The 26,867-nt window shown below is 49.4% G+C and carries 23 protein-coding genes and 2 tRNA genes; 20 read left to right on the top strand and 5 right to left on the bottom strand.

The features are described 5' to 3' along the window. Positions 1–1,736: hypothetical protein (locus PHS46_05425; protein MDD3905954.1), on the top strand; the 1,736-nt coding region annotated here is incomplete at its 5' end. Here PHS46_05425 and PHS46_05420 read toward each other — a convergent pair. Both PHS46_05420 and PHS46_05415 read right to left on the bottom strand, forming a co-directional pair. Then, entirely contained in the window at positions 1,733–2,164 is a 432-nt protein-coding gene (locus PHS46_05420) for a hypothetical protein (protein ID MDD3905953.1), read from the bottom strand. The two genes, PHS46_05425 and PHS46_05420, sit on opposite strands and share 4 nt — an antisense overlap. Positions 2,165–2,219: 55 nt before the next feature. Further along, positions 2,220–3,431 carry a CHASE2 domain-containing protein gene (locus PHS46_05415; GenBank protein ID MDD3905952.1) on the bottom strand — a complete coding sequence of 404 codons (1,212 nt, stop codon included), beginning with the start codon at positions 3,429–3,431 and terminating at the stop codon, positions 2,220–2,222. 49 nt (positions 3,432–3,480) lie between these two features. On the opposite strand from PHS46_05415, the gene rlmN reads away from it, so the two are divergent. From rlmN to hemW, 6 genes are all read left to right on the top strand, one after another. Beyond that, positions 3,481–4,515: a 23S rRNA (adenine(2503)-C(2))-methyltransferase RlmN gene (gene rlmN, locus PHS46_05410; GenBank protein ID MDD3905951.1), complete on the top strand. Its 1,035-nt coding sequence runs from the start codon at positions 3,481–3,483 to the stop codon at positions 4,513–4,515. Beyond that, positions 4,512–5,480 carry a PEGA domain-containing protein gene (locus PHS46_05405; GenBank protein ID MDD3905950.1) on the top strand — a complete coding sequence of 323 codons (969 nt, stop codon included), beginning with the start codon at positions 4,512–4,514 and terminating at the stop codon, positions 5,478–5,480. The genes rlmN and PHS46_05405 overlap by 4 nt, the downstream gene beginning before the upstream one ends. Beyond that, positions 5,467–6,978 (top strand): glycosyltransferase family 2 protein, encoded by a 1,512-nt coding sequence (locus PHS46_05400; protein MDD3905949.1) that lies wholly within the window; start codon positions 5,467–5,469, stop codon positions 6,976–6,978. The genes PHS46_05405 and PHS46_05400 overlap by 14 nt, the downstream gene beginning before the upstream one ends. 134 nt (positions 6,979–7,112) lie before the next feature. Further along, positions 7,113–9,449, top strand: a complete 2,337-nt coding sequence (locus PHS46_05395; GenBank protein MDD3905948.1) for a vitamin B12-dependent ribonucleotide reductase — start codon at positions 7,113–7,115, stop codon at positions 9,447–9,449. A gap of 153 nt (positions 9,450–9,602) precedes the next feature. Continuing rightward, positions 9,603–10,277 carry a hypothetical protein gene (locus PHS46_05390; GenBank protein MDD3905947.1) on the top strand — a complete coding sequence of 225 codons (675 nt, stop codon included), beginning with the start codon at positions 9,603–9,605 and terminating at the stop codon, positions 10,275–10,277. A 142-nt stretch (positions 10,278–10,419) separates the two neighbouring features. Beyond that, entirely contained in the window at positions 10,420–11,544 is a 1,125-nt protein-coding gene (hemW, locus tag PHS46_05385) for a radical SAM family heme chaperone HemW (protein ID MDD3905946.1), read from the top strand. Between the two features lie 64 nt (positions 11,545–11,608). On the opposite strand, the gene PHS46_05380 is transcribed toward hemW, so the two are convergent. After that, the gene (locus tag PHS46_05380; GenBank protein MDD3905945.1) at positions 11,609–12,223 is read right to left on the bottom strand and encodes a transposase; all 615 of its coding nucleotides are present in this window, start codon (positions 12,221–12,223) and stop codon (positions 11,609–11,611) included. Between the two features lie 200 nt (positions 12,224–12,423). On the opposite strand from PHS46_05380, the gene gpmA reads away from it, so the two are divergent. The 5 genes from gpmA to folE are packed head-to-tail and all read left to right on the top strand — an operon-like array spanning position 12,424 to position 18,069. Beyond that, positions 12,424–13,173, top strand: a complete 750-nt coding sequence (gene gpmA / locus PHS46_05375; protein MDD3905944.1) for a 2,3-diphosphoglycerate-dependent phosphoglycerate mutase — start codon at positions 12,424–12,426, stop codon at positions 13,171–13,173. Beyond that, entirely contained in the window at positions 13,173–14,750 is a 1,578-nt protein-coding gene (gene purH / locus PHS46_05370) for a bifunctional phosphoribosylaminoimidazolecarboxamide formyltransferase/IMP cyclohydrolase (protein MDD3905943.1), read from the top strand. The genes gpmA and purH overlap by 1 nt, the downstream gene beginning before the upstream one ends. Before the next feature lies 1 nt (position 14,751). Then, positions 14,752–16,059 carry a bifunctional folylpolyglutamate synthase/dihydrofolate synthase gene (locus tag PHS46_05365; protein ID MDD3905942.1) on the top strand — a complete coding sequence of 436 codons (1,308 nt, stop codon included), beginning with the start codon at positions 14,752–14,754 and terminating at the stop codon, positions 16,057–16,059. Next, positions 16,052–17,491, top strand: a complete 1,440-nt coding sequence (gene mnmE, locus PHS46_05360; GenBank protein ID MDD3905941.1) for a tRNA uridine-5-carboxymethylaminomethyl(34) synthesis GTPase MnmE — start codon at positions 16,052–16,054, stop codon at positions 17,489–17,491. The genes PHS46_05365 and mnmE overlap by 8 nt, the downstream gene beginning before the upstream one ends. 17 nt (positions 17,492–17,508) lie before the next feature. Then, positions 17,509–18,069, top strand: a complete 561-nt coding sequence (gene folE, locus PHS46_05355) for a GTP cyclohydrolase I FolE (GenBank protein MDD3905940.1) — start codon at positions 17,509–17,511, stop codon at positions 18,067–18,069. 15 nt (positions 18,070–18,084) lie between these two features. Here the strand turns inward: folE and PHS46_05350 are convergent, their stop codons facing one another. After that, positions 18,085–18,633 carry a hypothetical protein gene (locus PHS46_05350; protein MDD3905939.1) on the bottom strand — a complete coding sequence of 183 codons (549 nt, stop codon included), beginning with the start codon at positions 18,631–18,633 and terminating at the stop codon, positions 18,085–18,087. A gap of 76 nt (positions 18,634–18,709) precedes the next feature. Between PHS46_05350 and PHS46_05345 the strand changes: the two genes are divergently transcribed. From PHS46_05345 to PHS46_05320, 6 genes are all read left to right on the top strand, one after another. After that, the gene (locus PHS46_05345; GenBank protein ID MDD3905938.1) at positions 18,710–19,156 is read left to right on the top strand and encodes a divergent PAP2 family protein; all 447 of its coding nucleotides are present in this window, start codon (positions 18,710–18,712) and stop codon (positions 19,154–19,156) included. A gap of 15 nt (positions 19,157–19,171) precedes the next feature. Next, positions 19,172–20,020, top strand: a complete 849-nt coding sequence (locus PHS46_05340) for a L,D-transpeptidase family protein (protein ID MDD3905937.1) — start codon at positions 19,172–19,174, stop codon at positions 20,018–20,020. Positions 20,021–20,090: 70 nt separating this feature from the next. Then, positions 20,091–21,059, top strand: coding sequence for an acetyl-CoA carboxylase carboxyltransferase subunit alpha (locus tag PHS46_05335; protein ID MDD3905936.1), 969 nt, complete (start codon positions 20,091–20,093; stop codon positions 21,057–21,059). Between the two features lie 15 nt (positions 21,060–21,074). Beyond that, complete coding sequence (locus PHS46_05330; GenBank protein ID MDD3905935.1) at positions 21,075–21,560, top strand: hypothetical protein; 486 nt, start codon at positions 21,075–21,077, stop codon at positions 21,558–21,560. Then, complete coding sequence (locus tag PHS46_05325; GenBank protein ID MDD3905934.1) at positions 21,557–22,099, top strand: hypothetical protein; 543 nt, start codon at positions 21,557–21,559, stop codon at positions 22,097–22,099. The genes PHS46_05330 and PHS46_05325 overlap by 4 nt, the downstream gene beginning before the upstream one ends. 1 nt (position 22,100) lies before the next feature. Then, a complete protein-coding gene (locus PHS46_05320; GenBank protein MDD3905933.1) occupies positions 22,101–22,667 on the top strand; it encodes a hypothetical protein in 567 nt (188 codons plus the stop codon). Between the two features lie 204 nt (positions 22,668–22,871). On the opposite strand, the gene PHS46_05315 is transcribed toward PHS46_05320, so the two are convergent. Then, positions 22,872–22,945, bottom strand: a tRNA-Ala gene (locus tag PHS46_05315). Between the two features lie 215 nt (positions 22,946–23,160). Between PHS46_05315 and PHS46_05310 the strand changes: the two genes are divergently transcribed. Then, positions 23,161–26,430 (top strand): hypothetical protein, encoded by a 3,270-nt coding sequence (locus tag PHS46_05310; protein ID MDD3905932.1) that lies wholly within the window; start codon positions 23,161–23,163, stop codon positions 26,428–26,430. A gap of 253 nt (positions 26,431–26,683) precedes the next feature. Beyond that, a tRNA-Leu gene (locus PHS46_05305) sits at positions 26,684–26,770 on the top strand. Positions 26,771–26,867 lie beyond the last annotated feature (97 nt).

Here is a 26,867-nt window from a genome sequence, read left to right as displayed (position 1 = left end):
TCGACCCCAACGGTTCAACGCTGACCGGCTCCGGCACCTCAGCTCTCGATGTTACGGGTACTCTCAAGGTCGATGCCGCCACATTCGCGGGTAGCTACGCTTCCTTCGCGAGCCCGACATTGAACGCAGGCTCGACGGTGGAATACAGCGGCTCAACAGCCCAGGCAATAGATAATACACTCACATACGTAAATCTCTCCACATCAGGCGCAGGCACAAAGACACTCGGCGGCGATACCACCATAACAGGTGACCTGACCATAGGAAGCGGCTCTACCCTTGCCTCAGGTAACTACGACATAACATTATCAGGTAGCTGGTATAATAACTCAGGTACATTTACTTATGGCACAGGTGAGGTAGAATTTGTAGGTACGGGTGATGCCAATATAACAGGGGATAACACATTCTACGACTTCACATGTGAAGTAGCCGGCAAATCCCTCATATTCGAAGCCGACAAGTTGCAGGACATCAAAGGTATCCTAACACTTAAAGGCACATCTGCAAGTAAGCTCACATTCAAGAGCTCCACCACAGGAACTACCAATACCCAATGGAAGATAAATCCTGAAGGCACTGTAGTAACCCAGTATCTTGACGGATACGACTCGAATAACTTAGGCGCTACCATATACGACCCTACGAGCCTATTTACCCGTTGTACAAATTGGATGGGAACCGCCAGACCGGTACCAGCGCCCAGCGGTAATACAAATACGCCCCAGATAAACAACGCGATCTTTTTCTTCAATCCAACATCGGCCATGATGATAACCAGCTCCATGGGCGGTGGAATGATGATGGGCCCGGGAGGAGTAATGCTGTCGGCTCCCGCGTATTCGAATATCAGCGTGCCGATAGCGGCCATGAGTCAATCGGTACGCACAGCCGCGATGGCACGCGCGGTTGCGCCGGCGATGGAACCGGAACAACCTACGCGGTTACATGTGGAAACCACTGCCCAACCGCGTAGGTTATTCGAGGGAGTGTCTGCGACGAGCGCGATGGTTACGCCGGAAGCGACTCAGCCGGAACAACCTACGCGGTTACATGTGGAAACCACTGCCCAACCGCGTAGGTTATCTGCGGTGGAGCTGTTTGGCGGTATGAATACCACGACCACATTGTCGCAGACTGTTTCGTTCGATGGCGTGAGCGCGACCTCCTCATTGGTTGCTCCGCTCGCACCGGCAAGCTTTGACAACGTCAGTATGATAGCTGTGTTACCGCAAGCGCCGTCGTTTAGCGGCGTCCAGGCATCTTCGGCAATGACTGTGGCTGTGATGCCGGGAGAGTTTAAAGGTGTGGCGACTGTAGCTACGTTGCCGCAGGCTGTTCGGGTGGAACAACCTACGCGGTTACCTGTGGAAACCACTGCCAAACCGCGTAGGTTATCAGCGGAGAGGTTATTCGAGGGGGTGTCTGCGACGAGCGCGATGGTTGCGCCGGAAGTGACTCGACCGGAACAACCTACGCGGTTACCTGTGGAAACCACTGCCCAACCGCGTAGGTTATCTGCGGAGAGGTTATTCGAGGGAGTGTCTGCGACGAGCGCGATGCCCGAGCCGGTTAGTCATGACATATTCAGCCAATTGACCGGTCAGTCAAATGTCAGAGTGGTATTTCCCGGAGGTCAGCAGATAACGTTAACGCAGAGCGCTGGAGTTCCTATGGGTTCGGAGGGTAAAGTGGTCGAGCCACGCGCAGAGCAGACGAAAAATAAGAAGAATTAATCTACATTAAAAGTGATCGATCTAAGAAGCCGCTTATCGAGGAACAAATCCGTGCGGTATTTGCCGGATGGCAAAGTCTTTCCTTCGGGCATCATAAGACGGACGCTTCCGTGTCCGGTCTTGCGCGGTATGGCGAATTTATGATCGAATATAGAGATGTCGTCCGTCAGAAAACGCCATTTTGCCGATATTCCGGTGCCTATTTTCGCATTCTCCCAACTGAACCAGCACTCTACTTTTGATGTGCCTTTAGGGAAGTTTGTCATTATCCCGACGGGCATTAATTTGTCATCTATCGCGTTAGCCATCTTTACATCGGTAATGTGGAAACCCGCCCTATTGGCAATATAAAAATAAGACGACAACGCTAAAACCAGCAATAATACCGCTACCGCTGATACTATGATAAGCATCTTTAATTGTGTCATTGTTTTCTCCGATTTTATTATATAAATATAACACCTTATCCGCGAAATTACAAGCCTATGTCCAGTAAAATTTCTTCCGGCCCCATAGCCAGTTGTAAATTTTTATGCTTAAAGCCGGGAATACACCGACCGAGAACGGGAACGCGAAATAATTCCATGAGTATCCGAGAGTGAGCAGGACGTAGCTGGCCGCGAAAAATACTGCTATCTCGATCCCTATAAATATGTACGCCATGCGGGTATCCAATAAAATGACAAGCGCCAGGGCAAGCATCACCCCCAATACCGTAAGAAATCTGTCGATGCCCATAGGATATTCTGTGATAAAGCTTTGCGTGTACAATGTTAAGAGGGAATTGGCGTTGAGCGTTATGCCCGGCATCCATCCTATGGGCGTGTTGTGGATATCCCCCAATAGCGAAGAGACGAAGCCTACCAGCACCATCTTATCTTTTATCATATCCCGGTCAAAATTGCCGTTGTAGACATTGTAAAAAGATACGCGGCCGAAGTCATCGGTATGCGCCCGGAAATTTATTATGAAAGATTTATTATACGAGTCCACGGGGATGAGCCATTTTTGACAGGTATTATTTTGTATCGATATGAAGGATTCGTTGCCCTTGATCGGCGTCAGGGACAATCCTTCCGCCGCTTTTAGTATGGCGAGCTCCCAGGAGAGAAAGCCTCTCGGGGGGACTTCGTCGCTTACCAGATAGGTGAGGGAGCGCCGTATTTCGCCGTCCGGATCCTGCAGTTTCGTGACTACGCCGAATGGCACATTAGCGCTTATGCCGGGGTTTGAACGTATCCTCAGCGAACCGCTTTCATCGACGGCGCTTGCCAGTATTATCTTGTTGTTATTGGATATCGCGCTTGCGAGGGCGGCGTCTTCCGCGTCTTCGGATTTACCGAGGAACACGAAATCGAACGCTATGACTTTTGCCTGCGCGAGGGTGAGATTTGTTACCACTTTCGCGAAGGCCGAGCGCGGATACGGCCACCGGTGGGCCATCTTCGTAACCGTTTCGCTGTCGATCGCTACGATGACGATATCTTTGATCTTGGCCGGTGGTTTTCTCAGGCGGTATTCTACGCGGGTAAGTATGTCGTATATCTTGAAATTAATAAGCCTTGCGGGTGGGATTAATCCTTCGCACGATAGGAAGATCGCGGTGATTGAAAACCCCAGGATAAATATTTTAACGTTTTTTTTGAAATGCGGCGGCATATTGGTTAAGTTTACATGATGTCTCGAATTTGTCAAATGAAATCCTTCGTCAGACGGGAAGATTATGTTATAATAAACGGCTAATATGAATAAGGCATCCATAAAAGATCTATCCAAAAAAGAGCTCGAAGAGGCTATCAAAGAGGCCGGAGGGCAGTCATACCGCGCCGGGCAGATATTCAGATGGTTGTATAAAATAGCTGTCGGCGCCTTCGACGAGATGAAGGACATACCCGCCCCGCTTCGTGAAGCGCTCGACGCCCGATTCCGGATAATATCTCTCGAAACCATAGATACGAGGCGGTCGCTGTCGGACGGTACGACAAAGTACCTCTTCCGCCTGGAGGACGGCAATACGGTCGAAGCGGTCCTTCTGCCGGAGAGAACGCGCGCCACCGTTTGCATATCGTCACAGGCAGGATGCAAGTTTAAATGCGATTTTTGCGCGAGCGCTTCGGCGCCATTCGCGCGAAACCTTACTTCCGGCGAGATAGCCGGTGAGGTTATGGCTATAAAAGCCGCCAATCCCGGCGCGAATATTACCAATATCGTATTTATGGGCATAGGCGAGCCGTTTGATAATTACGAGAATGTATTAAAGGCCGCGAGGCTATTTAACGATAAGGACGCGTTCAATATAGGTAGCCGCAGGATGACGATATCGACCTGCGGGGTGGTGCCCGGGATAGAACGCTTGGCAAAAGAGGGCATGCAGATAGAGCTTTCGGTTTCTCTGCATTCCGCCGGCGACGCTGTGCGTTCGAAACTTATGCCCGTCAACAAGCGCTATCCTTTGCGCGAACTGATGGCTTCGTGCAAAGATTATATACGTTCGACCGGCAGGATAATAACATTCGAATATGTGCTTCTGGACGGTGTAAATATTTCCCGCGAAAGCGCCGCGGAACTGGCCGGCCTTTTAAAGGGGGTCAAGTGCAAGGTGAATGCCATTTCGTATAACAAAGTCCCGGGCAGTAAATATGGCGCGCCGAAGGATAAAGACGTAAAAGTGTTCATGCAGACGCTCGCGGATGCCGGTGTTAATGTGATCCACCGCAAGCCGAAGGGCGAGGATATAGACGCGGGTTGCGGCCAGCTCAGAGCCTCGAGGTTGAAATGAAAAAAAGCGATAAGATAAAAAGGGCGATAGCATTCTATGTTTCGGTACTGCTATTTTTCATCACCCTTCCTATATTATTGTCCTACTCGCTTGGCTACCGCATAGAATATAAGGCTATGAAGGTTTACAAGACCGGCATAATCTTTATAAATACAAAACCTTCCGGCGCGTCCGTCTACATAAACGATGAATTGCTGGACGGTGTTACCCCGACGCAGGTAGAGGATCTGAAGCCGGGTTCTTACAGGGTCAAGGTCAATAAGGACGGTTTTTATCCCTGGGGGGAGGAGCTTATCGTAAGGCCCAATATGGTGACGAAAGCCGACAGTATAATATTATTCCCTGTAATGCAGGAGATGAACAGGATAAGCGGTTATCCGGCGGAAGATTTTGCCGTATCGGAGCGCGGCTATATTTACTATTTTACCGGTTCGGGTTTGTTCCGTTCGGATACAGGCGGTGTCGGTTTTAAAAAACTTTCTTCGTTTTCCGATTGGCCGAAAAAGATCATTAAAAAAAGGTTTTCGCCGGATGGCGATAAGATCCTGTTATTCAACGAAAAGAACATAGTGGTCGTTTATCTCGCCCATGATAAAGATCTGATGAAAGACGCCGAAGCGGCGCGTGTCGAGAATATATTGATTTCCGAGGAGCCGATATTGGATGTATTCTGGTATACGGGATCCGGTTATATCATAGCGGTAACGGAAAAGTATATAAACGTGCTCGAACTCCGCGGCGGCGGGAAGCGTAACATCGCCACCCTCTACAAATTTGCCGCAAAGCCGCAGTCGGTATCCTACGATCCGGCGAATGGGACGCTTTATTTTATGGATAGGGCGAGTGGTGATTCCGCTAAAGGCGGGGCTTTCCTTTACAGGCTGGATCTTCGCCAGAAGTTCTTCGATTATCTCATGCAATTACTGCTGAAGAAAGAACCGGAAGCTTCTTATGAAAAAAGATAGGTTTTATCAAAGGCTCTTCGAGATAATCCCGGGGTTTTTGACCTGGACGACACTTGGCGGGCTATTCGCGCTCGCTTTCATAAAACCGTTGTGGGTCGCTATATTTGTAATAACTTTCGACCTTTATTGGGTTATACGGATATCCTACCTGACATTCCTGCTCGTTTTCGCGTACAGGCGGCTTGGCAAAGAGAAGAAGATAGACTGGCTTAAAGAGTCGCGCTCCGCCGGATGCGTCGACGGCCTGGAATATAAAAATATCTACCATGCCGTGCTTTTTCCGGCTTATAAAGAAGGCCTGGACATATTGACCCCGTCGATAGAAGCGCTCGAGCATGCCAATTATCCCAAAGATAAAATGATAGTGGTTTTGAGTATAGAGGAGCGGGCGGGCGAGGAGGTGTGGCGGAACGCGCTTTCCTTAAAAGAAAAGTACGCCAAACACTTTTTTCATTTTATAGCGACACGCCATCCGGAAAATATCCCGGGTGAAGTTAAGGTAAAAGGCGCCAACGCTACATGGGGGGCGAAAGCGCTGAAAGAATTCGTTGATTCGAAAAAGATAGACCATGAGCACGTTATAATATCGTGTTTCGACGCGGATACCTGCGCGGACGAGGAATATTTCGGATGCCTTGCCTACCACTATATAATAAACAAAAAGAGGACGCATTCAAGCTACCAACCGATACCTGTATACAATAACAATATCTGGCAGGCGCGTTCGATCGCCCGGATACTGGAGCTCGGTTCGAGCTTCATGCAGATGATAGAGACGATGCGCATCGAGAAGTTTGTGACGTTCTCCAGCCACAGCATGAGCTTCAGGACGCTCTGCGAGGTCGGTTACTGGCCCGTCGACATGATCTCGGACGACTCGGTGATATACTGGAAGTGCTTCCTCCATTTCAACGGTGATTATTCGGTCATCCCGATGTATGTGACCGTATCGATGGACGTCGCGACGGAGAAGGGTATCATCCAGACGGTAATAAAGCAGTATAAGCAGAAGCGGCGCTGGGCCTGGGGCGTCGAGAATTTTCCTTACGTAATGATGGGGTTCAGGAAAAATAATAAGATACCTTTTTTTGTAAAGGCCCGGCGGGCTTTCAATATCTTAGAGAGCCATTACACGTGGGCGGTATGGGCGATAATCATAACTTTTATAGCGCCCCTGCCGCTTATATTCGGCGGCGGGCTTTTCCGCCAGACGGCGATAGGCTATAATCTGCCGAGTGTCGCGGCGGCGCTATTTAGAGTATCGCTATTCACGATATTCGTCTGTATGTTCATCGGCGTCAGGCTTCTGCCTCCGCGGCCGAAGGAAGTCAAGCGGCAGAAGATCGTGGTGATGGTCGCTCAGTGGGTATTTTCGCCGCTCGTTGCCGCGCTCCTGGGGTCGACTCCCGCGATAGACGCGCAGACGCGGCTTATGCTGGGAAAATATATGCACTTCTACGTAACTTCGAAATCCCGACGGCAAACCCATTCCCACTAATAGTGTTCATGTGTATGAAAACCACAATAGGTTGTGTTTTTATTTGACTTTTTCGGATATGTGTGATATATTCAATCCCGGCGTTCGGGGAAAGAAATTTTCTTATTATAATTTAAAATCGGGGGTAATGGGAAATGGAAGATCCGCGTGATGGTTCTTTGGGGTTGTCGGAAAACGCGATAAAGGTTCTGGAGAAGAGATATCTTAAAAGGGACAAGGACGACAAGGTTATCGAGACGCCTGCCGATATGTTCCGCAGGGTCGCGAAGAATATCGCGAAAGCCGATTCGCGTTACGGGCATACCGCCGCTGAAGTGACGGCGACGGAAGCGGAGTTTTACGCGATGATGACGCGGCTCGAGTTCCTGCCGAACTCGCCCACGCTCATGAACGCCGGCCGCGAGCTTCAGCAACTCTCCGCGTGTTTCGTCCTCTCGATAGAGGACTCGATGGAGTCGATATTCGAGACGATAAAAGATACGGCTATTATACATAAATCAGGCGGCGGTACCGGTTTCAGTTTTTCGCGTCTTAGGGGGAAGAACTCCCGAGTCCGTTCCACCGGCGGGATTTCCAGCGGCCCGGTTTCCTTCATGAAAGTATTCAATTCCGCAACGCAGGCGGTAAAGCAGGGCGGTACGCGCCGCGGCGCCAATATGGGCATCCTCAGGGTTGACCATCCGGACATACTCGAATTCATAACGTGCAAAGAGAGCGATAAAGAGATAACCAATTTCAATATTTCGGTGGCGCTGACCGAAGAATTCATGAAGAGGGCCGCCGATAATAAAGAATATGACCTTATCGATCCGCATACTAAAAAGAGCGTCGGGACTTTGAACGCGAAGGATGTTTTGGATCTTATCATAAAGATGGCCCACAAGAACGGCGAGCCCGGCATAATATTCATCGACAGGATGAATAAAGATAACCCCACCCCAAAGTCAGGCGAGATAGAGTCTACGAACCCGTGCGGAGAACAGCCGCTCCTCCCGTACGAAAGCTGTAACTTGGGCTCGATAAACCTGGCGCGCATGGTCGACGATGGCGCTATAAACTGGCAAAAGCTGGGCGACACCGTCCGCAAGGCCGTCCATTTCCTCGACAACGTCATAGATATGAACTCTTATCCGCTCAAGCGCATCGAAGATACGACGAAGTCCAACCGGAAGGTAGGCTTAGGCGTCATGGGTTTTGCCGACATGCTTCTCATGCTCGGGATTACCTACGGGTCCGAAAGTTCGATGAAGATCGCCGAGAAAGTCATGAAGTTTATACTCGATGAAGCTAAGATAGCTTCGCAGGATCTGGCCAAAGAGCGCGGGCCTTTCCCGAATTTTAAAGACAGCATTTATAATGTTGCCGGCGCCAAGCGCCTGCGCAACGCTACGTTGACGACGATAGCGCCGACGGGTACGTTGTCGATAATAGCGAATTGTTCGAGCGGGATAGAACCGGTATTCGCCATTTCCTATATAAGGAATATCATGGACAATACGAAGCTTATCGAGGTCCATCCCTATTTCAAGGAAGTCGCGGTAAAGGGCGGGTTCTTTACGCCTGAACTTATGAATATCATCGCCCAAAAGGGGTCGCTCAAGTCGCTTAGCGAGGTGCCGGAGAGAATACAGAAGGTTTTTGTTACGGCGCACGATATCGACGCGGTTTCTCATATAACGATGCAATCCGCGTTCCAGAAATATACGAATAATGCCGTTTCCAAAACGGTCAATCTCCCGCAGTCCGCCACCGTCGAGGATGTGGGTAGGATATATAAGCTTGCTTATGAGGGCGGTTGTAAAGGTGTTACCATCTATCGTGATCATTCCAGAGACGAGCAGGTTTTGAGCATACCTGCGGCCACAGAGCCGAAACAGCAGTTGGTGGGCGCTAAGATAAGCCCGCGGCCCAGGCCAAACGTTACAGTCGGCACTACCACAAAGATAGCGACCGGTTGCGGCAATCTGTACGTAACGATAAACGAAGACGAGAAGGGTCAGCCGTTCGAGGTTTTCATGTCGATGGGTAAGGCGGGCGGATGCGCGATGAGCCAGCTCGAAGCGATGGGGCGGCTTTTGTCTCTTGCGCTACGAAGCGGAATAGATACCAACTCCATAATCGAGCAGTTGCGCGGTATCAGATGCCCCTCGCCAAGCTGGGAGAAGGGCGGCAGGATATTCTCATGCAGTGACGCTATCGCGCGCGTTTTGGAGCGCAGGATAGTCGAAGCGAAGAAGGGCGCGGCCAAGCCGAAATCCGGGACGGCCGCCGATGCCGTCTCTCAGGCCTCGTCCTCGCCGGCTCAGGAGTCGGGCCTGTCTCAATCCGAATCTTCGGCAGTCAATACTCAGAAGGCGGTTAAAGCGAAGACGGGCAACATAGTAGGCGTCTGCCCCGATTGCGGCAGTTCACTGCGGCACGTTGAGGGTTGCATGGTATGCAACTCCTGCGGTTACTCTAAGTGCGGTTAGAAACAGAGTAAAAAAGTCAAAAAAAGTCAGATTTTAACTTGCCAAAATGTAAAATTGTGGTAAACTTTATTCAATGGCGATAGTTCCGCCCGGACTAAGATTAGAGGCGGGACGATTTGCCGGAGTTGAATTACAACAAATCGGAGGTGCTGTATGGATTGGCTGACGTTCGTTGTAGTTGACCCTGTTAAGGCTATGTTTATAAGAGTATGGGGTTATATTCCCGCCATAGCAGGCGCGATTGTCATCCTGGTAATAGGCTGGCTTGTAGCCAAGCTTATAGAAACGGTAATAGTAAGGGTTTTGAAGGCCATCCGCTTAGATGCGGCAAGTGACAAAGCGGGTGTATCGAATGTCCTGGCGCAGGGCGAGATACGGTTGACCGTATCGGAACTTATAGGCGCAGTGGTATATTGGATAATTATACTTGTAGTTATAGCGACCGCATTAGGTACGCTAAGCCTTACGGTAGCGGCAGACATGGTGCAGAGGCTCATTGAATATGTGCCTAACATACTGGGCGCGATATTCATCCTTATAGTCGGATCGTTCGTGGCCGATTTTGTCAGTACGATAGTGCGGACGACCGCTGGCAACGCCGGATTGAAAAAGGCGAGCATGCTTGCCAAGCTTACGAAGACGGTACTTGTTATCTTTGCAGTGGTCATAGCGATAGAACAGCTTAAGATCGCCTCGACGCTGATAGTTCTGGCCGTCAATATAGTTCTCATATCCGTAGGCATAGGCATAGCGTTGGCATTCGGCCTTGGATGCAAGGACATAGCCGGCAAGTTCGTTCAGGACGTTATCAACGACATGAAGAAATAGTAAGTTCGGATATATAAATAACGGTAGGGCACCTTTTCCCGCCATCGGTTTCGCACGGGCGGGATTCCGCCAAAGCGATAGCGACGGCGTGGAAGAGGTGCCCTACTTGTTTTATGGCGCGACTTCCTTTATAATGTCATTCATGGAACCTTCCCTGTATATACACATCCCATTCTGCAAAAGAAAGTGCATCTATTGCAATTTTTACAGCCGCATATACGATGAGGATGCGGCGGGCGCTTTGGTAGATACCGTTATTCTCCAGCTTAAAGACATAGATCCGAAAGTTTATTCGATATACATAGGCGGTGGGACACCCAGCGCCTTGTCTACAAAACTTCTGGGAAAACTTCTGGACGCGTTAAAAAACTTTTCCATAACATCCGGCGAGTTTACATTTGAAGCGAATCCCGAAAGCATGGATGGCGATAAGATGAAGTTTCTCCTCGATCGGGGAGTCGGACGCCTGAGCGTGGGTGTTCAGTCGCTGGATGACCGCAAATTAAAGAAGTTGGGCCGGATACATTCCGCGAAAAGGGGGGAAGAGTGTGTCGCGCTCGCCCATAGGATGGGGTTCAAGAATATAAGCGCCGATCTTATCTTCGGCGTGTGGGATGAGACGATCGATTCGTGGAAGAAAGAGCTTGATGGAATAACGCGCTTGCCGATAACGCACGTATCGTGTTACGACCTTACTTATGAGAAGGGTACGCCGTTGGCTGTGGCTGTGGCAAATAGGAGCGTCGAGCCTCTATGCGACGACATAACCTCGGTGATGTATGAAGACGCGATAGATATTTTAAGCCTGCGCGGTTTCAAGCAATACGAGGTGTCAAATTTTGCCCGCGCAGGGTTCGAATCGAAGCACAATACGAACTACTGGGAGAATAATCCTTATATAGGGCTGGGCCCATCGGCCGCTTCGTATCTGGACGGCGTCAGGTCGAGGAATGTGTCTGATGTGAAAGAGTATGTCGGGAGGGTGAGTTCGCGCAAGAGTGTTACGGGGTTCAGCGAGAAGCTCTCGCCGATTGAGCGGGCTATGGAGACGGCCGCCGTCAAGATAAGGACGAAGCCGGGTATCGACTTCGCCTGGTTTAAGGATAAGACGGGATTTGACTTTTGCGAGCTCGAGAAGAAAGCGCTACCCGCGTTACTGGCTGACGATTTAATCAAATACAAGAGGGCTGGCGACGCCATAACCGGAATATGCCTCAAGCGCAAAGGTTTCCTCTTCTGCGACACCGTCTCCACCGCGTTACTGTAGTCAACCATAAAAACCTATATCAACCTACGCGGTAACCGCGTAGGTTACCGCGTAGGTTGACAGGTCACTCAAGGAGTAAGTCCTTTATTTTTGCTAATTCTCGCTGATAATTAATTCTATCGGTTACGAAATTCATATATATTGTTGGTTGCATATCTATTAAATCAGCATATTTACATATCTGTAGATCTTTTGGTATTTTTAAATACTCATCATAAGAGGAATATGGCCATTTCCCCGGGTTGTCAACCAAATATGACGTAACAGGATTCAAATGTATGTATCTTGTGAGGTGTAGCAGTTGTTCATCGGTCTTTACTAATACCCTTCGGGATCTTCCCTGCCATAAAGGCCCTTTTCTATTATGTTTTATATTGAAATAACGAGTATAGCTATTAAGCAGGTTGTTAGTAAAAGAAGCTATTCCGCCTTCTTTTTGTTCATTTAAGATGAAATGGAAGTGGGTAGGCATAAGACAATACGCGATTACATCAACAATCTTATTTTCTGTTGGAATTTGCGTTTTTTCTTTTTCTAATAAACTAATAAATCGCGAAAAACTGGTTTTCCCCGGATTTGATTGGTAATACTGAATAGCTGTGAGCATCCGCAAGTACTCAAAAGCATCGTTGTATATTGTAAAATTCGATATACTTTTGTTAAAAATATGATAAATCATAATGCCCTCCTTGTCAACCGCGTAGGTAACCTACGCGGTAACCTACGCGGTAACCTACGCGGTTGAATGGTTTAATTGTTAACTGTCCCCTCACTATATAGACGCTTAAAACGTGGTTTTGTTGCAAAATATTTTAAAAAAAATTGGTTTTGTGTTATAATCGAATCTCGTAAAAAATAATATTAAGGGAGACGAATAATATGAAGAAGCTTGTTTTACTGCGTCACGGCGAGAGTGTCTGGAACAAGGAGAACAGGTTTACGGGATGGACCGACGTAGATCTTTCCGAAAAAGGCATGGGCGAGGCGAAGAAGGCCGGAGAGGTATTGAAGAAGGAAGGGTTTGTTTTCGACGTTGCTTACACATCGGTGCTGAAGAGAGCTATACGGACTTTATGGATGACGCTCGACGGGATGGATCTCATGTGGATACCCGTCTACAATTCATGGCGGCTGAACGAACGCCACTACGGCGCTTTGCAGGGGCTGAACAAATCCGAAACGGCGGCCAAGTTCGGCGAAGAACAGGTGCTTGTGTGGAGGCGTAGTTACGACGTACCCCCGCCGGTGCTGGAAAAGAAAGACCCGCGCTATCCGGGCAACGATCTCCGTTACAAAAACCTGACACCCAAAGAGCTTCCACTTACTGAATGCCTGAAAGATACCGTCGCGCGGTTCCTGCCGTATTGGCACGAGACTATCGCGCCCGCGGTGAAGGGCGGCAAGCGCGTGATAATCGCGGCCCACGGGAATAGCTTGAGGGCACTCGTGAAATATCTCGACAACGTTTCCGACAAAGACATAGTCAGTCTGAACATACCGACCGGACTGCCGCTCGTGTATGAATTGACCGACGACCTTAAGCCGATAAAGAGTTACTACATGGGCGATCCGGAAGAGGTGAAAAAAGCAATGGAAGCTGTAGCTAATCAGGGAAAGGCACAGCGATAATGAAGATAAAACGCGCGCTCATAAGCGTATCCGATAAGACGGGTCTCGATATACTCGCGAAGACATTAAATAAATTCGGGGTGGAAATATTGTCGACGGGCGGCACCGCCAAAGCGATAAGGGCGCTCGGCATACCGGTGAAAGACGTGTCGGAGCATACGGGTTTTCCCGAGATGCTCGACGGCAGGGTCAAGACCCTGCATCCGATGATACATGGCGGGCTTCTCGCCCTGCGTGAGAATAAAGAGCACATGGATATCGTAAAGAAACACGCCATCGGCCTCATAGACATGGTGGTCGTAAACCTGTATCCATTCGAGAAGACGGTCGCGAAAGCGGGCGTCAAATTGGAAGAGGCGATAGAAAATATAGACATAGGCGGGCCGTCGATGTTGAGGAGCGCGGCGAAGAACCACAGGTCGGTATGCGTCATCTGCGACGTTGCCGATTATGGCAGAGTGATAGCCGAAATGGAAAAATCCGGCGGTAGCGTGGCGGAGGCTCTTCTGGTCGAGCTTGGTGTCAAAGTATTCCAGAAGACATCGACGTATGACGCGGCGATATACGAATATCTTCAAAGGCAAGGGGCGACAGCGTCGAGCCAGGAGCCTGCCGGTGAGTTCCCGCAAGTTTTGAATTTGAAGTATAAGAAGCTACAGGATCTGCGATACGGCGAAAATCCGCACCAGAAGGCGGCATTTTATAAAGATGAAGCGTCTGCCGAGCCGAGCGTCTCCGGAGCCGTGCAGTTGCACGGAAAAGAGCTTTCATTCAATAATATCATTGATCTTAATGCCGCGCTCGAGATAGTCAAAGAGTTCAAAGAACCCGCCGCGACCATAATAAAACATACCAATCCGTGCGGTACGGCTACGTCTACGAGCCTGAAGCAGGCATATATCGACGCGCTCGATTGCGACCGGCTGAGCGCCTTCGGCAGTATCGTAGGGTTTAACAGGCCCATCGATACGGAGGTAGCAAAAACGATATTGGAAGAAGCGGATTTCGTCGAGTGCATAATCGCCCCATCCTATGACGCGCAGGCGCTCGAATCGCTTAAAGTAAAGAAGAACCTGCGCCTGGTCGAGGTTAAGAATTTCGGCGCGAAGCCTGCCAATTTTGATAAGGATATAAAAAAGGTCGTCGGAGGCCTGCTTATTCAGGATAGGGACGTTGTAACGCTTAAAGAGTCGGATCTGAAATTCGTTACAAAAATTAAGCCGACCAAGGAAGAGCTTGCGTCCTTACTATTCGGCTGGGTGGTGGCTAAACATGTAAAATCCAATGCTATCGTGCTCTGCCGCGGCACTAAGACCGTCGGTGTCGGCGCCGGCCAGATGTCCCGGGTCGATTCGGTAATGATAGCGTGCAAAAAAGCGGGCCAGAGAGCTTCCGGCTCGACATTGGCGTCCGACGCGTTCTTCCCGAAGGAAGACGGGATCGAGCAGGCTCATCAGGGCGGCATCACGGCTATAATACAACCGGGCGGATCGATCCGCGACGCGGAAGTGATAAAGGCGGCCGACCGTTTAGGCATAGCGATGGTCTTTACGGGGGTCAGGCATTTTAAGCACTAGGATGACTTACGAAGAAGCTCTTCGATATCTCGATACATTTGTCAATTATGAAAAGCGCGATGGTTATGATTACGAGCGCTCCTTCCGGCTCGACCGGATGCGGCGCCTTGCCTCGGAGATAGGCGACCCGCAAAAAAGTTTTAAATCCATCCATATAGCGGGGACTAAAGGAAAAGGTTCCACCTGCGCTATCACATATTCCATTTTAAAAGAAGCAGGTTTTAAGACCGGGCTATACACATCGCCCCACCTGATCTCATTCCGCGAGCGGATAATGATAAACGGTGAACTTATTACTGAAGGCGATGTGGCGCGGCACATTTCACAAATACGTCCTGCCGTGGAAAAGATGGGCGGTGAAGCGCCGACGCTATTTGAAGTGTGCACCGTTTTAGCGTACCTGTATTTTAAAGAGAAAGCTGTCGACTTTGCCGTCTTCGAGACGGGCCTGGGGGGACGCCTCGACGCGACCAATATACTCGCACCGCTCGTCGCGTGCATAACGCCGATAAGTTACGAGCATACCGATAAACTCGGGAATACACTTACGAGCATTGCCTCCGAAAAGGCGGGGATAATAAAAGATGATTCGATTTGTGTAATAGCCCCGCAAGAGAAAGAGGCGCTCGACGCTATTGTGAAAATATGCGGCCAGAAGCGCGCAAAGGCTATCCTTATAGGGCGCGACGTGAAGTTCGAAGAGCTTAAGCACGACGATTCATCGGAGGTGTTCAAAGTGCATGGGTTGGTTAACGAATATCCGGCGCTTACGATGTCTCTTTTGGGCGCACACCAGATTGTTAACGCGGCTACTGCCGTCGGGATTGTCGAAGCGCTATCGATGCGCGGCATCAGAGTAGGGAAAGATGTGGTGGAGCGCGGGATCGCCTGCGCAAAGTGGCCGGGACGGATGGAAGTAGCGGCGCGGCGTCCGCTGATTGTTTTGGACGGCGCCCAGAACCGCGCCAGCGCGAACGCGCTCGCGATAGCCGTTAGAAGAGCGTTTCAATATGAGCGACTTTTTCTGGTTCTCGGCGTGTCGGGCGACAAGGATATAAAAGGCATTCTCGACGAGCTTCTTCCTTTGGCGGACGAAGTGTTTTTGACAAAGGCAACGATAAAGGAAAGGGCCGCGGAGCCGGAGAGGATAAGGTCTTTTATCCCGCCCGATTATAAAAATATCCATATTACCGGTACGGTAGCGGAAGCCGTGGATAGCGCCAGATCATTCGCCGGGCCCGAAGACCTTGTGTTAATTACCGGTTCACTTTTTGTGGTAGGGGAAGCGAAACAATTAAGATATGAGTAGATACGACCAATCCGAAACAATAGTCGCTATAGCTACTCCGCCCGGCGAGGGCGGGATAGGGATAGTGCGTTTAAGCGGGCCTGATGCGGTAAAAATAGCCTCGGAGCTATTTCGGACGAAAAACGGCCAGGCGCCGTTAAAGCTTAAAACGTACACGATGCATTATGGGCACATAGTCGATGGTGAATCGAAAGATAACCGCGCGCCTTATCGGCGGGGCAACGCGCGGCCAACCTGCGCGGTTGTCGACGAAGTCATCCTTACCGTGATGCGCGCACCCGGAAGCTACACAAAAGAAGACGTGGTTGAGATAAATTGCCACGCCGGCATACGCGCCCTCGAGCGCGTCATGGAGCTCGTCTTAAAGCACGGCGCCCGGCTCGCCGCGCCCGGCGAGTTTACCAGGCGGGCGTTTCTCAACGGCCGGATAGATCTGTCGCAGGCCGAAGCCGTCCTCGATGTCATACGCTCCAAGACCGAAGGATCTTTAAAGGTCGCGATGGGCCAGCTTGAGGGTGAACTCTCCAGGAACGTGAACGCCATACTGGAAAAGGTTATGAATATAACTGCCGAGGTGGAGGCATCGATCGATTTCCCTGAAGAGGGGCTGGAACTGCCCCGCCGGCAGGAGCTTGCGGAAAAGGCCGATAGCGTAGTAAAAGAACTTGAGCTTCTGGCAAAAAGCTACAAGAACGGTGTGGTGTTCAGAGAGGGCGTCCTCGCTATAATATGCGGTAAGCCTAATGTCGGGAAGTCCAGCCTGATGAATCTCTTGCTAAAGAGAGACAGGGTTATCGTCTCGCCGATACCCGGGACCACGCGCGACGCGGTCGAGGAGACCATAAATTTGAATGGCGTACCGATACGATTGGTCGATACTGCAGGTATATCGTCTGCCGGGGATGCGCTTGAGAAAGAAGGGGTCAGGAAAAGTAAGTCGTATCTTAATATGTCGGATATCGCCATTCTAATGTTCGATGCTTCGACACCGCTCGACGGGGCGGATCGCGATATGCTTAATCTTGTTGGTGGTAAAAAGAAGATAGTAGTGTTAAATAAGATCGACTTGGCCGAAAGCCGCGTTTTAAGCGGTATAAAAAATGCTCTCGGCGATAATGCGGTAGTGGAAATATCCGTGAAAGACAGGCGCAATATTGACGCGCTCGAGGGCGCGATACGCGACGCGGTCTTAGGCGGCGGTTACGTTCAGGGCGAGAGCGCGGTTGTAAGCAATGCGCGCCATAAGGAGGCGCTTGACAACGCGGTGTCCGCCATGTTATCTGTAAAAAGAGCGATAGGGGAGGAACTCTCGCCTGAACTTGTGGCGATCGACCTGAAAGAGGCTATATTCAATCTTGGGCTGGTAATAGGTAAATCCGTATCGGACGACATGCTCGACCGTATATTCGGTCAGTTCTGTATAGGTAAATAGAGAGGGAAGGGTGCGCGGTGGACAAGAAACGTATAGAGAAAGCGGTAAAGGAGATACTTTTCGCGGTAGGAGAAGATCCCTCCAGGCCTGATATAAAGGATACGCCCAGACGCGTAGCCGAGATGTATGAAGAGATATTGGGCGGCATTAAAGTAAATCCCGAGAAGGAGCTGGAGGTTGTATTCGAGAAGGAGCACGACGAGATAGTGCTTCTTAAAGGCATACCATTATATTCTATCTGCGAACATCATCTATTGCCTTTCATAGGCAGGGCGCACGTCGCTTACATTCCCAGTAATAATAAAGTTACCGGTTTAAGCAAACTTGCGCGGGTGGTGGATACGCTATCCAAGAGATTGCAGGTTCAGGAAAGGCTTACGACGGATATAGCCGATATTATAATGCGTAAATTATCACCGAGGGGGGTAATGGTCATAATAGAGGCGGAGCACCTTTGTATGTCGATGCGGGGAGTAAAGAAGCCGGGTGTTATGACCGTGACAAGCGCCGTAAGGGGCATATTCCGTAAAAATGAGAAGACGCGCGCTGAGGCGATGGCGCTTATTAAAGGTTGGTAAAAAACCCCCGTCTTTTTATTTAGTCGGCTTACCGAAACACTTCCACAGAAAATGCCTTGCCATCTTTTCGGCAATGACCGATATGCTCTCCTGCGGCGTCATGCGCTGTTTTATGTAAGGATTCAACGTGTCCTGCCATAGTATTTCACCGTTGCTCGTCCTGGTTACCGTAAAGAGCGTCGTCATTTCGACATAATTCGCGGTCATCGATGCGGCGGCGTCAAGGAGCGTAGTGCCTATCCCGGGCGTCGGTTTGAACGGGCCTTTATCCAGATATTTGAATTGCTTTATTATAGAAGAGACCTGTATGTCGCTATCTTTTGGATCGGTCGTTATAACGAACTTCGTGGATTTTCTGTTCAATAGAGTTGTTTCTATGGCTTTCTTCAGGTTATCGGGCAGGATCTGCGCCTGATCGGATTCGTTTACAGGTTGAGCGATGAATACTTTTATACAGCCTTTATCATCCGCCAGGCGCCAGAGTTGGCCCTCCTCAGCCGATGCCGTGCCATAAGCGAAAAGCAGTACTGCTGTAATCAGCGACACAAAAAGCTTCTTCACCATGTCCGCCCCTCCTTTATTTATATTGAAAGTAACCGATGGATATATTATAATACCTAAACAAATAAAAGCAATGACAATGAACTATTTTATAGAATTCAGCAAAAATTACATATTCTGGACATCAGCCGCCGCCTGGATCATAGCGCAATCGATAAAGGTGGCTCTTGGCGTTTTCAGGGAGAAGCGGTTTGATTTTCGCTGGTTCTTAGGAACCGGCGGCATGCCCAGCTCCCACGCGGCCGGGGTCTCGGCGCTCGCGACCTCGATAGGCGTTACCTACGGATTTGATTCGGCAGTCTTTGCGATAGCGCTCACATTTACGCTTATAGTCATGTTTGACGCCCAGGGCGTCCGGCTGGCTACCGGCAGGCAGGCCGAGATATTGAATAAGATGCTCGATGACATTTATTGGAAGAAGAAGATGGACGAAGAGGAATTAAAGGAACTTATAGGTCACACACCGGTAGAGGTATTCGCCGGCGCGTTTCTTGGTATAATAGTTTCGTTACTGCTCTACAAATAGCGAAGGGTGCTTAAAGTGAATAAAAACATTCTTTTGATAGCGGTTATTGCCGTGATGCTTATATGCGCGGGGCTTCTTATCCTGGGGATCATCAGAAATTCAGGCGTCCCTAACGAGGAGGCCAAGACCATCGAGCCCAAAGCGGTTGTCGCGCCCGGAGAAAGCGAGCAGGATTATTTATCCACGGCCGTAGAATCCGAGAAGAAGGGTGACCTCGTAAAAGCTAAAGACGCATATCAAAAACTTACAGAAAAGTATCCAGCCTCGGGAAATGCCGCAAAGGTACAGGAATCCCTCGATAATCTGAATATTAAAATACTATTTTCTTCAGTAATAACCCCCGATTCGATGCTTTATGAAGTTCAGCCAGGTGACACCCTTAACAAGATAGCGAAGAAGTTCAACACCACGTCCGAACTTATAATGAAGGCGAATAACCTGAAAGACGCGGCGGTAAGATCCGGCAAGAAGCTGAAAGTAACCAAAGCGAAATTCAGTATCGCCGTGGACAAGTCCCAGAATATCCTTACATTGAAAAACGACCAGGAGATCGTGAAGACCTACCGCGTATCGACCGGTAAAAACTCCTGCACCCCCGTCGGAACATTTAAGATCACCAACAAGCTTATAGACCCGCCATGGTATCCTTCCGCAGGAGGCATGATACCTGCCAAAGATCCGAAAAATGTGCTCGGCTCCCGCTGGTTGGGCATATCCAAACAAGGTTACGGCATACACGGTACCATCGAGCCGGAATCCATCGGCAAGAGCGTTACCGAGGGCTGTGTGAGGATGAAGAACTCCGAAGTTGAGGAGTTGTACTCGATAGTGCCTATCGGCACGGAAATCGTTATAATAGATTAGAGGAGCGACCGTAAAATTGACCTCGGAGGTCGCTTTTTAGCGACTGCGGAGGAGAGGCAAGTCGTAAAATATGGCTACACATACACATATATCCGGCCTTGATTTCGAACGTCCCATAATGGAGCTGGAGCGCAAGATCGAGGAGCTGAAGAGCTTCACATCCGGCAGGGATATCGACATATCCGGGGAGATCGTGCGGCTCGAAGAGAAGCTCGCCCATATAAAGAAGGACGTTTACGACAACCTGACGCCCTGGCAGAGGGTCCAGCTTGCGCGTCATCCGAAGCGCCCGTACACGCTCGATTACATTGAGATGATGATGACCGATTTTATCGAGATACACGGTGACCGTCATTTTGCCGACGACAAGGCTCTCATATGCGGCTTCGCGAAACTGAACGGCGAGCGGGTGGTAGTTATCGGCCACCAGAAGGGCAGAGACACCAAAGAGAACCTCGAGAGAAGTTTCGGTAGCGCCCATCCGGAAGGCTATCGCAAGGCGATGAGGGTCATGAAGATGGCGGAGAAGTTCAATCTGCCGGTAATAGCGCTCATAGATACGCCCGGCGCATACCCCGGGATAGGCGCTGAGGAGAGAGGGCAGGCCGAGGCGATCGCGTATAATTTGCGCGAGATGGCCGACCTCAAGACCGCGATACTCGTATTCGTGATAGGTGAGGGCGGCTCGGGCGGCGCGCTCGGTATCGGCATTGGAGACAGGGTGTATGTGCTCGAGAACGCGTATTATTCCGTCATATCACCGGAAGGGTGCGCCGCGATATTGTGGAAAGAGCGCTCGAAGTCTCCGGATGCGGCCGCGGCGCTCAAGTTGACGGGTAAAGACCTCCTCGAGATGAAGATAATCGACGGTATAGTCAAAGAGCCGCTGGGCGGGGCGCACAGGAATCCGCAGGAAGTGGCCGATAATATCAAAAAGATAATCAAAAAAGATATCGCCGCGCTCAAAGCGATAGATAAGAATAAACTTATAGAGATGCGCTATAACAAGATCCGCGCGATCGGTGTGTATAAGGAATAGCAAAAGGGGGCTTTCATGAAGCATTTTATTTTGGCCGTGATTATCGCGGCTTTATTTATGTCCGGCTGTTGCGGCAGGACAGAGAAATGCGACGCCGATAAGAGCCGGGTTATCGTCAGGATAAATGATTACGATCTGACTTTAAATGATTTTCAGGAAGAGGCGCGGTTTATGCTACCGGATAAGCTTGCCGCATCGGATGCCGTTAAGGCGAAGGAGGACGCGCTCGACAAACTCATAACCAAGAAGATACTGCTTCAGGAAGCGCAGAGAGAATCTTTCGACAAAGACCAAAAGTTCATGAAGGAGATCGAGCGGTATTGGGAGCAGGCGCTTTTGAAACTTTTGATAAATAAAAAGATCGACGACTTCTCGAAAAAACTTCCAGCCGATCTGAGCGTTGAAGACAGGCAAAAGATGCTTCAGGACGAGCTTACGAAATGGGTATCGGGCTTGCGCGCTTCGGCAAAGGTCCGGATATACAGGGAGAACCTGAAATGAACAGGCGAAAAAATTATTATATAAAGAAAGAGTTCCAGCGGAATTTTATATTGAAATTCTGTGCTATCGTGTTGGCCGGGTCGGCCATATCGGGTGTTACGATCTATCTTTTATCCAGGGCTACAGTAACAACATCATTCGAGAACCTGCGCCTCGGCATTAAAAGCACCGCCGATTACATACTTCCCGCTGTATTATTATCGAGCGCGGTGGTGATAATAGCGACGGGCATAGCCACGATATTCATCACGCTATTCACTTCACACAAGATAGCCGGGCCGCTTTACAGGATCGAGAAAGACATCGAAGACGTCGCTTCCGGCAACCTTCGCAGAGAGTTCAATCTCCGGGAAGGGGACGAAATAAGGCCTATCGCGGAAGGCTTGAACGCAATGGTGCGGTTTTTGAAGAACGAAATAAGCGCGCTTAAAAAAACAGCCGCGGAACTTGAAGCATTACCGGCGGCGAACGATCTGCCGGGCGAAGTTAAGCAGAAGATAAAGGCGCTGAAGTCCGGCTTGGATAAGTTCAGGACATAGGATGATCCGCCGCGCCGCGATATCGGCATTACTCATAATCCTCACAATAGCCGCTCCCGTTTTTGCGGCCGGGCAGGAATGGATCATTCTCGAGACCGGCTATCTCACCATTTGCTATATGCCGGGGGCAGACCTGGACGCGGTCGAATCCAATCTGCGGAAACGCGCGACATATTTTACGAGCGAGATGCCCGGCGAGGATGCTCCCGTCGAAGAGAAGGTGCGCTATCAGCTTGACGCTCTATTCAGGCGCGCCGAAGAGCTTCTCGATATGTATCCCGCCAATGTTCATGTGAAGATAATGATATTTACCGCCCGAGCGGATGTGGAGGCCGAATACGTTAAGATATTCGGAACCCCCGCGCCGGTCGAAGAATATAAAAGCGGTATAAAATCATTTTATGTGCACAAGTTCAACACTATATATATTTCAGAAGAGGACATATCCGATTCGATCATAGCGCATGAGATGGCCCACGCGATAGTCGACCACTATTTCAATGTTATACCTCCGGAAAAGATAAGGGAGTTATTGGCGTCATACGTAGACTTGCATCTTGCGGAATGAGGATTTTCTTCGAAAAGTTTCTCGAGTTCTTCTATTTTGCGGAGCAAAATAGAAACTTGTCAAACCCCAGGCCCCTAAAATTTCCTTCGTATTGTTTCCTGAGTCCTTCTATTTTTCTCGAAATTTTCTCCGAAAATTTCAGGAAAAATAGAAGTATCTGAAACTGCAGGACCTGAAAACTTTCTTCGAAAAGTTTTCAGAGTATGGTGGAGCTGACGAGAATCGAACTCGTGACTACACAATGCCATTGTGTCGTGATCCCTCTTCACTACAGCCCCAATTTGGAAAAATAGTATAGCACAACCTTCCTCCAGCAAGCTACTAAAAAAATCAACCGCGTAGGTAACCTACGCGGTAACCTACGCGGTTGACATGGTTATTTTCGACCTCCGAGGTCGCACCTCGGAGGTCGAATGGGTTAAAGTGTTAGGTAGAAAAAAGATGGCTATCTTTATATTGTTTTAACATAATTCTATGTTATAATCTTCTCGCTATGTATAAAAAGTCATTGCGAGACGATACGCCTAAGGCGTGGCGGCGAAGCAATCTATATAAAATAATCTCACTAATCCTGGTCTGCCTATTCCTGCTCAACGACCTATCCTGGGCGGCGCCGCAAGTCCAAACGCCGCAACAGGCAACACTTGCCCCGCAATCCCGCTTCACCCTTTTCGATATTAAAAACGAAATAGATTTTAAATACAGGGCGAAGTTGAATTTGGCGGCCGATACGCTGGGCAAATTATTTATGGCCCCGAACCTTCCGGACGATGTGATTATTCGAAGAACGATCAATCGCCTCAATAGCGAATTATTTCCCGACCAATCCGTGTTTATTGATGAAACGTGGCGATCCCGCAAGGTGGCAGGGAAGGATTATAAATACGTTACCTTTAAATTTGCGAACGACGGAAAGATGATTGATCTATTTTTTATAAAGGATTATGAAAATATTGCCCACGAAGAGTTGGTAAAATTTGGAATTAAAACTCCGGATGACCGGCGTAATCTCGAGTCCACGGATCTCCCCGGCCTCAAAGGGCTGTGGTTCCGCAAAAGGCGTGACTCGGCAGACGATACACGAATGGTTTCCTATGCCAACATGCCTAAAGGCCTGCCCGGCCCGACGGACCCCGGGAGCAACTCTGGCGTCAGGCGATATTTACGACCGCCGGAGGTTGAGGGCGACTCAATGTCGCCGGATCGGTCAGTGTTCGGGCGTGCGGACGAAACCTCTCGTCAGGAAGTTGACCCCAAATATCCCTCCGGTAATACTTACGCGGTTAGGATGAAAGCAATATACGGCGAGCGGACGGGGCCGTCCGATTTTGAACGCAGGGCAGGGGTTTTTGCGTTAGCGCCGGTTTTAGATTTCGCCGCAGGAGGCGTTTTAAGTGTGGTATCGATGGCATTTTTTGTACTAATAAACGACGTCATGTCAGGCTTACTGGAAAGTGAAAAATTCTGCCGGATGTTGATCGATAATCATCCCCGGGCTTACCGGATATCGGATACAATTTTCCAGGGCCGATTTTTTCCTGCCAGCTACTCCCGATGGGCTGTTAAAATAATACTTCGATTAACAGATTCGTTATCATCGGCCGTATCCGTCCCTTCCAACATACCTATTCAACCAAGAAAGATAGAAACTACTTTTCTCAGGAAAGCGCTTCCTCCGGATTGCTTTAAAAAGTTTGAGGATTTCATCAGGCCGATCCCTGTAAATGATCAAGACGGGATGGTTGGAGTTTTTGAGGAAAACTATGAGCACTTTCGGAAGGTCTCTCATCCGGATATTAATGATCAAGTATATGAACCGGATTTTTATCGTTTATTAAAAGAATCTCATGACAACTTATATAATTATGATATGGATCCTGGGCAGAAATATGAGACTAAAATTGCCTTAGAGCAACTAATAGCTTTTTTAAATGCCAAATATCTGCATCAGCGCATAAGGCACTTATTTATACTTTCGGAGAAGAACAGCTATGAGTTTAGGTATGTATTAGCCAAGATGATGGTGTTGGATGTATTAGAACAGGAAAAGTATCTGGACTACAAGATAGAGAAGGCTGAGAGATGGCAGGACGTAGTGGCGCGAGGAACTTATGATTATCAGGTTGCGTATATCAACGCCGTCGGCGCAGAGTCGCAGTATAAATTTCTGATGTATATGCCGCTTCTGGATGAAGATATGCGAGCGCCTACCCATGAGTTTATCGATACCATAACGCCTTTACTCTTGTCCGGCGGGGTTACATTTAAAAAAATGCATCCCCATTTTGTACAAACGAATCAGTCCGGTGGGTATACTTTCAGCCTTTATCTTGATAATAGTAATGAGGAAGAAAGAAATCAGCCTTTACTTGAAAATATACCGTATTCTTTGGTCAGAAATCCCGGGGAGCGGGAAGTACTGGCGAAAATTCTTTCAGAGATGATTGAGAAAAATTTTCGCCAAATAGAATATCCATGCGGCAGTGCCACCCTGTATATGGACGGTGCGGACGCTATTCAGTTTATAGATACCGGCGATGATGTCGGACTATCGGGGGTGGCGCATATCCTTTTCGCGGCCATCGAGTTAAGAGATAATTTTTGTGCCGCAAGACCGGCGGGCAGTGTCAGGGCGTGTCTGACGACCGAAAAAGCGCATCTCGTAGTTCAATTTTATGAAGAAGGGAGTGGGGGAATGATACGACTTTCCGAGCGCCCTTTCGCGATATCCATGTATGATCGCGCCTCCGGTAAATTCGACGGTGTCCGTTATATTAATCTTCCCCACGGCCCCGGCGCCGATCCCGGGCCGCTCGGGAATGGCGGGCCCTTAGATGGCAATCGTTATTATAAACAGCCGAAGAAGCCGGGCGCTTTAAAACCGTCGGATCAGCCATTGACGTATGATAATGACGCTCTTCTACATGTGCATGCACCGGCGCATGTACATGTAAGACAGGCCGCCCCGACGGAAAATGGGCTCCTGCCCATGGAGAGGGAGGCGGGACAGGTAGTGTCAAAGGTTCAGGGGCAAGGGGAAACGGAAGCCGCGGCCGGGCGCGGCAAAGCGGGCATGACCCAGAACACAGTACGCAGAACGCCGAACGGGCAACCGGCTATTATAACCGATTCTGCCGTTGCCGAGGCCGGTCGGATACACGAAGAGAATAAAAAATATCGGCCAAAGGATCTCGGGAAAACGAAAACGATACTGTGCCATATAGCCGCGGAGGAAATATTTCCTTATATACAAAGAGATATGTTAAGGGCCCTGCTTCAGCAGGAGATGGAAAAGGACGCGAAATGCGGCGAAAAGGTTGCCTTACTGCCGGTTTGTGGCCCATCCGATTTTGTGGACGAGGTGAAGAGATTGATCGATAGGAAGAGAGCTGATTACGCGATAGAATACCCGGGTTACGAGGTGGAATTCGATGTTGCTTGTCCGAGTACGGAGATCGTTAACAAAGTCCTGGATAGCGGCATTGGTATAAGGGCGCTTGCCTTTGATCCTTGCCAAAACGATGTTCAACCCGAGGGGATTATCCTTGCGTTAAGAATTCGCCGTCTGGATGATATTGGCCGTCTAAAAGCAATATTTGAGTTTCTTGCCCGCCGGCCGTTATCCATGAAAGAGCAGTCCCAGGCCGATATCAATAATTTCGTGCGAAGCGTGCCATTCAAACTGCCAACCGCAAAATTATTGGATAATGACAAACGCCGGTTTAATAAGATGGCAAGCGATAACGTGATGTCCGCGGCGTAACCTGTCGGTACAACCGCGTAGGTTATCTGACTGAAATAACTGGCCAACCTCCGCGGTTGCGTGTAGGCGGCGGTTTGACAAGGTGGCGGTGTTGTGGCAATATTGCGGCGGTTTGTAGTTGAGGAATTGGCGGCGGTGTGTTATACTTTCCGTCAAGGAATATTGTGGAATAACCGTATTGCAAAACAACCGCGTAGGTTTGCATGCGGTAATCATAGATAACCTACGCGGTTGTTTTGACATGCATAATCGTGCCGAGGTGGCGGAACTGGCATACGCGTCGGTCTCAAAAACCGATTTCCTCACGGATATGAGGGTTCAACTCCCTCCCTCGGCACCACAAGCCCAAAATTTCGGGAAATTTTGGGGTCCTGGGGTTTGACAAGTTTCGATTTTTTCGGAGAAAAAATCGAAGTACTCTGAAAACTTTTCGAAGA

Source organism: Candidatus Omnitrophota bacterium, assembly GCA_028699255.1.
GTDB lineage: Bacteria > Omnitrophota > Gorgyraeia > 2-01-FULL-45-10 > 2-01-FULL-45-10 > FEN-1322.
The sequence above is the reverse complement of the archived record's forward strand: the minus strand, read 5'-3'. Positions and strand labels throughout refer to the sequence as shown.

What these genes read in the sequence shown, in the direction of transcription:
- PHS46_05420 (MDD3905953.1), bottom strand. Translation starts at nt 2,164, where the DNA reads ATGACACAATTAAAGATGCTTATCATAGTATCAGCGGTAGCGGTATTA.
- rlmN (MDD3905951.1), top strand. Translation starts at nt 3,481, where the DNA reads ATGAATAAGGCATCCATAAAAGATCTATCCAAAAAAGAGCTCGAAGAG.
- PHS46_05405 (MDD3905950.1), top strand. Translation starts at nt 4,512, where the DNA reads ATGAAAAAAAGCGATAAGATAAAAAGGGCGATAGCATTCTATGTTTCG.
- PHS46_05400 (MDD3905949.1), top strand. Translation starts at nt 5,467, where the DNA reads ATGAAAAAAGATAGGTTTTATCAAAGGCTCTTCGAGATAATCCCGGGG.
- PHS46_05395 (MDD3905948.1), top strand. Translation starts at nt 7,113, where the DNA reads ATGGAAGATCCGCGTGATGGTTCTTTGGGGTTGTCGGAAAACGCGATA.
- PHS46_05390 (MDD3905947.1), top strand. Translation starts at nt 9,603, where the DNA reads ATGGATTGGCTGACGTTCGTTGTAGTTGACCCTGTTAAGGCTATGTTT.
- hemW (MDD3905946.1), top strand. Translation starts at nt 10,420, where the DNA reads ATGGAACCTTCCCTGTATATACACATCCCATTCTGCAAAAGAAAGTGC.
- PHS46_05380 (MDD3905945.1), bottom strand. Translation starts at nt 12,223, where the DNA reads ATGATTTATCATATTTTTAACAAAAGTATATCGAATTTTACAATATAC.
- gpmA (MDD3905944.1), top strand. Translation starts at nt 12,424, where the DNA reads ATGAAGAAGCTTGTTTTACTGCGTCACGGCGAGAGTGTCTGGAACAAG.
- purH (MDD3905943.1), top strand. Translation starts at nt 13,173, where the DNA reads ATGAAGATAAAACGCGCGCTCATAAGCGTATCCGATAAGACGGGTCTC.
- PHS46_05365 (MDD3905942.1), top strand. Translation starts at nt 14,752, where the DNA reads ATGACTTACGAAGAAGCTCTTCGATATCTCGATACATTTGTCAATTAT.
- mnmE (MDD3905941.1), top strand. Translation starts at nt 16,052, where the DNA reads ATGAGTAGATACGACCAATCCGAAACAATAGTCGCTATAGCTACTCCG.
- PHS46_05350 (MDD3905939.1), bottom strand. Translation starts at nt 18,633, where the DNA reads ATGGTGAAGAAGCTTTTTGTGTCGCTGATTACAGCAGTACTGCTTTTC.
- PHS46_05345 (MDD3905938.1), top strand. Translation starts at nt 18,710, where the DNA reads ATGAACTATTTTATAGAATTCAGCAAAAATTACATATTCTGGACATCA.
- PHS46_05335 (MDD3905936.1), top strand. Translation starts at nt 20,091, where the DNA reads ATGGCTACACATACACATATATCCGGCCTTGATTTCGAACGTCCCATA.
- PHS46_05330 (MDD3905935.1), top strand. Translation starts at nt 21,075, where the DNA reads ATGAAGCATTTTATTTTGGCCGTGATTATCGCGGCTTTATTTATGTCC.
- PHS46_05325 (MDD3905934.1), top strand. Translation starts at nt 21,557, where the DNA reads ATGAACAGGCGAAAAAATTATTATATAAAGAAAGAGTTCCAGCGGAAT.
- PHS46_05320 (MDD3905933.1), top strand. Translation starts at nt 22,101, where the DNA reads ATGATCCGCCGCGCCGCGATATCGGCATTACTCATAATCCTCACAATA.
- PHS46_05310 (MDD3905932.1), top strand. Translation starts at nt 23,161, where the DNA reads ATGTATAAAAAGTCATTGCGAGACGATACGCCTAAGGCGTGGCGGCGA.